The organism is Microvirga sp. P4_A5, from assembly GCF_056402495.1.
Genome location: NZ_JBFUHH010000169.1, coordinates 1 through 4215, shown reverse-complemented (window position 1 = coordinate 4215; position 4215 = coordinate 1). Strand labels below are relative to the sequence as shown.

General features: G+C 61.9%; 7 protein-coding genes. 4 read left to right on the top strand and 3 right to left on the bottom strand.

What is annotated here, in order from left to right; genetic code table 11:
• From AC1DVM_RS22605 to AC1DVM_RS22590, 4 genes are all read left to right on the top strand, one after another.
• Positions 1-391 (top strand): tetratricopeptide repeat protein (locus tag AC1DVM_RS22605; protein WP_477258301.1); only part of this gene is annotated, 391 nt, incomplete at its 5' end.
• A gap of 85 nt (positions 392-476) precedes the next feature.
• Positions 477-1403 (top strand): ABC transporter ATP-binding protein, encoded by a 927-nt coding sequence (locus tag AC1DVM_RS22600; RefSeq protein WP_477258299.1) that lies wholly within the window; start codon positions 477-479, stop codon positions 1401-1403.
• Entirely contained in the window at positions 1400-2161 is a 762-nt protein-coding gene (locus AC1DVM_RS22595) for an ABC transporter permease (protein WP_477258297.1), read from the top strand. Before AC1DVM_RS22600 ends, AC1DVM_RS22595 begins: the two co-directional genes overlap by 4 nt.
• Before the next feature lie 94 nt (positions 2162-2255).
• Positions 2256-2690, top strand: coding sequence for a c-type cytochrome (locus AC1DVM_RS22590; RefSeq protein ID WP_477258295.1), 435 nt, complete (start codon positions 2256-2258; stop codon positions 2688-2690).
• Here the strand turns inward: AC1DVM_RS22590 and AC1DVM_RS22585 are convergent.
• From AC1DVM_RS22585 to AC1DVM_RS22575, 3 genes are all read right to left on the bottom strand, one after another.
• On the bottom strand, positions 2677-2901 hold the full coding sequence (locus tag AC1DVM_RS22585) for a hypothetical protein (RefSeq protein WP_477258293.1): 225 nt from the start codon (positions 2899-2901) through the stop codon (positions 2677-2679). The genes AC1DVM_RS22590 and AC1DVM_RS22585 overlap by 14 nt on opposite strands.
• A 24-nt stretch (positions 2902-2925) precedes the next feature.
• Complete coding sequence (locus tag AC1DVM_RS22580) at positions 2926-3207, bottom strand: hypothetical protein (protein ID WP_477258291.1); 282 nt, start codon at positions 3205-3207, stop codon at positions 2926-2928.
• Between the two features lie 86 nt (positions 3208-3293).
• Entirely contained in the window at positions 3294-4082 is a 789-nt protein-coding gene (locus AC1DVM_RS22575) for a Crp/Fnr family transcriptional regulator (protein WP_477258289.1), read from the bottom strand.
• Positions 4083-4215 lie beyond the last annotated feature (133 nt).

The window sequence follows — 4215 nt, the reverse complement described above, 5'->3', positions numbered from 1 at the left end:
CAGCGGCTGGCTGCACGTCTATCTCGACAAGGGGGACGTGGCGATCGACCACTTCCAGCGCTGCCTCCGGCTCACGCCCCTCGATCCGATGCGGTTCAATGCGCTGATCGGGATCGGCGCGGCGCATTTCCAGGCTGGTCGCTATGAACAGGCGGCGGAGTGGGCGGAACGCGGCCTTATCGAGCAACCTGCCGCCATCTGGGCTCACCGCATCCTCGCGGCCGCCGCCGCGCAGGCGGGGCGGCTCGATCGGGCGAGGGCCTCGGTCGCGATATTGCGGGAGGCCTTTCCCGATGTCAGCGTGACTCAGCTCCTCGGCATCATCCCGGCAAGTCCCGAATATCTCGGGCGCTTCGGCGAGGGTTTGCGGCGGGCCGGCCTGCCGGATTAGACCTCGGCCAACCCTGCAACTTTGCAACGTGGGCAAAACCGATTAGGTACTTCACCCCAGCGTCATCTGATTGATCGAATCGCGTATGCCCCCCGTCATCTCCGTCTCGCAGCTCTCGAAGACCTATGCGTCGGGTTTCATTGCCCTGAAATCCATCGATCTCGAGATCCGGCGGGGTGAAATCTTCGCGCTGCTCGGACCGAACGGTGCGGGCAAGACGACGCTGATCAGCATCATCTGCGGTCTGGTGAACCCCACCGCCGGGACGGTCCGGGCGGACGGTCACGACATCGTGAGGGATTACCGCGCGGCGCGGACCCTGATCGGCCTCGTGCCGCAGGAGCTGACGGCGGATGCGTTCGAGACCGTCTGGGCGACGGTGAGTTTCAGCCGGGGTCTCTTCGGCAAGCCCGCGGACCCTGTCTATATCGAGAAAATCCTGCGGGACCTGTCGCTTTGGGACAAACGCGACAGCAAGCTCATGACGCTGTCCGGCGGCATGAAACGCCGGGTGCTGATCGCCAAGGCCCTGTCGCACGAGCCGCAGATCCTCTTCCTCGACGAGCCGACCGCCGGCGTCGACGTGGAATTGCGACGGGACATGTGGGAGGTCGTCCGCGCCCTTCGCGATTCCGGCGTCACCATCATCCTGACCACGCATTATCTCGAAGAGGCCGAGGAGATGGCGGACCGCATCGGGGTCATCAGCCGGGGCGAGCTGATCCTCGTCGAGGAGAAGACCGAACTGATGCGCCGGCTGGGAAAGAAGGTCCTGACGGTGCAACTGCCGATGCCGCTCGCGCGCATTCCCGAAGCCCTTCTGCCTTATCACCTGACCTTGTCGGAAGATCGGACCGAACTCGTCTACAGCTATGACGCGGCGGTGGAAGACAGCGGCATCACCGCGCTGCTTCAGGATCTCGCCCGCGAGGATATCGCCTTCAAGGACCTGCGAACGGAACAGAGTTCGCTGGAAGATATTTTCGTCAGCCTCGTGAAGGACGATCGATGAATTTCCACGCCATTCGGGCGATCTACAGATTCGAGATGGCGCGCGCCGGCCGCACGCTGCTGCAGAGCGTCGTCTCGCCCGTGCTCTCCACGTCGCTCTATTTCGTGGTCTTCGGATCGGCCATCGGCTCGCGCATGGCCGATATCGACGGGGTGAGTTACGGCGCCTTCATCGTGCCCGGCCTCATCATGCTGACCCTGCTCACGCAGAGCATTTCGAACGCATCGTTCGCGATCTATTTTCCACGCTTCACCGGCACGATCTACGAGGTCCTGTCGGCGCCGGTCTCGTTCGTGGAGATCGTCACCGGCTATGTGGGGGCGGCCGCGACGAAATCCGTGATCCTCGGGTTGATCATTCTGGCGACGGCTTCATTGTTCGTGCCCCTGCGGATCGAACATCCGGTCTGGATGCTGGGCTTCCTCCTTCTCACCGCCGTCACCTTCAGCTTGTTCGGTTTCATCATCGGCATCTGGGCGGACGGCTTCGAGAAACTGCAGCTGGTGCCCTTGCTGATCGTCACTCCGCTGACCTTCCTGGGCGGCAGCTTTTATTCGATCGACATGCTGCCGCCGGTATGGCGGGCGATCACGCTGTTCAACCCCGTCGTCTACCTGATCAGCGGTTTCCGGTGGAGTTTCTATGGGGTGTCCGATGTGAGCATCGGCATCAGCCTCACGATGACGCTGGCGTTCCTGTCGCTCTGCCTCGTCGCCGTTTGGTGGATCTTCAGGACCGGCTACCGGCTGAAATCCTGAAACCCGGCCGCCCGGCCACGCTTCCGTGATCGGCCAAGGTGGCAACCCGAGCGGCCTGTGACGAGTTGTCAGGGGGTCAGCACAGGAGGCCGGCATGAAGCGGGTGGTAGGTGTGGCGTTGGGCCTTGTGATCGCCGCCGGGGCGGCTGCCCAAACCGATGTGATCGCGCAGCGCAGGGAATTGATGAAGGCCAATGGCGCGGCGGCGCGATTGTCCACCCAGATGGTGCGGGGGGAGGTTCCGTTCGATCCGGCGAAGGCGCGGGAGGTTTTTGCCGGCATCGTCGAGAGGATGGAGCGTTTTCCCGGGTTGTTTCCCGACGAGAGCCGTACTGGTGGCGACACCAAGGCGGCACCGCGAATCTGGGAAGACATGCCGGGCTTCCGAACGGCCGTGGCGAAAATCGTGAAAGACGCCGGCCAAGCCGCGCCATCAACCACGGACCTCGCGTCATTCCAGGCGAATTTTCAGCAGGTCGGGGCGAATTGCAACGCCTGTCACCAGACCTATCGCATCAACCCGCCCTGAGACAGGAGGACGGCTCGTTCACCGGTCTGATCGGTTCCCGCAAGCTGTTGTGGCGGAGATGGTCGAAGGTGCGGATTATGATCCGGGCCTGATCGCGGTACCGATCGGTCACGGGCCTCAGGATGGCGCCCGGCTCGCGGCCGGGATACCATGACGTGCCGCCGATTTTGGCGAGTTCCTGCGCGATAATTTCAACTTCCTCATCCGTCATGTCAGACCCTCTGGAAGGCAATCTTTACGTGATGGATTGGCTGATGCGGTCCTGAAGCAAGGTCAATTGATCGACATAGGGGCGACGCCTTTCCTCATGTCGCTCATGAAGCTTTTGCAGGACGCGGCGCTTCAGGCTTCCGTCTCGCGGATCGACGCAGATCTGTTCGCGTTCCCGCTCATATTCGAAATCCATGTTGGCAAGCGTCGACATCAGCGACTGGAGCAGGGGTTGGAGCGATGGGGAATACATGCGGGGCCGGGGCAATTCCGGCGCGCCAGAGCCGTGCACGTCGTCTCGGTTCATGCGGACGTCCTCAATAATGTTGAGTGAGCTTGAGCATAATACCTCTTGATTACGCCCGACGTCTGTCAATTACATGACATAGACCCCTAAAATCTTCCTTGCCGGATCTGAATCTCCGAAGGAGGAACCGCTACCACTTCGAACTGGCGATCCTGATAGGTCCCTGGCAGCAGCCTCTCGAAATTGCGACGGATCGTGCGATAGCATTCGCAACTCACCCGCTCGAGGCCGGCCCGGTCGAGGACGGTGATCTCGCCGCGTCCCTGCCGGATGAGGCCGGCGGCCTGCAGCTTTCGGGTGACGAGGCTGACGGTCGGCCGCTGGACCCCGAGCATTTCCGACAGAAATTCGTGCGTCAGCGGCAGCGTATCGCGAGAGATCCGATCCTGCGTCGTCAAGATCGATCGGCTGCATCGTTCTTCAACTCCGTGAAGCGCGGTGCAGGCAACCGTTTGAAATGTCTGGGCCAGCAACGCTTCGCCGTATCGGCGCAGAAGCATGCGGCTCGGTTCGCTCTGGTCGAACAATTCCTGCGCACGAGCCAGCGGAAGACGGGAGGCGGTGCCCGGCACCTGGACGACATATCGTCCGAAAGTTTGGCGCGATACCATCGTGCTGATCAGGCCGACGACACCCTCGCACCCGAACATGGCCACTTCGGCCGTGGCGCCGTCGGACAGGACGGCGACCAGGGACACCACGCATTGATGGGGAAAGTAGGCGTCGACCACCGTTTCGCCCGCCTCGTACAAGACGGACCCGGATTTGAGATCCACGACTTCGAGATAGGGTTCGATTTTTGAAAAATCGGCGGGATCGAGCGCCGCGAGCAGACGGTTGAGTTTATGATCTACGGCTTTCCGAACCTCTGGCATCACTGACACCACACGAAGCCTACAAGCTTCACCGAGACTACGCTGCGCAGTGTCCGAAGTTCCCGGGTCTCCTGACGTTTTGGCTCTGGGTGGAATTCGGCGGGCGAATGCCGCGGCAACCGTTACCGCGGAC

Bases quoted from the DNA above. Each gene is read 5' to 3' on its own strand.
- AC1DVM_RS22595 (WP_477258297.1), top strand. From the start codon at position 1,400: ATGAATTTCCACGCCATTCGGGCGATCTACAGATTCGAGATGGCGCGC.
- AC1DVM_RS22575 (WP_477258289.1), bottom strand. From the start codon at position 4,082: ATGCCAGAGGTTCGGAAAGCCGTAGATCATAAACTCAACCGTCTGCTC.
- AC1DVM_RS22585 (WP_477258293.1), bottom strand. From the start codon at position 2,901: ATGACGGATGAGGAAGTTGAAATTATCGCGCAGGAACTCGCCAAAATC.
- AC1DVM_RS22600 (WP_477258299.1), top strand. From the start codon at position 477: ATGCCCCCCGTCATCTCCGTCTCGCAGCTCTCGAAGACCTATGCGTCG.
- AC1DVM_RS22590 (WP_477258295.1), top strand. From the start codon at position 2,256: ATGAAGCGGGTGGTAGGTGTGGCGTTGGGCCTTGTGATCGCCGCCGGG.
- AC1DVM_RS22580 (WP_477258291.1), bottom strand. From the start codon at position 3,207: ATGAACCGAGACGACGTGCACGGCTCTGGCGCGCCGGAATTGCCCCGG.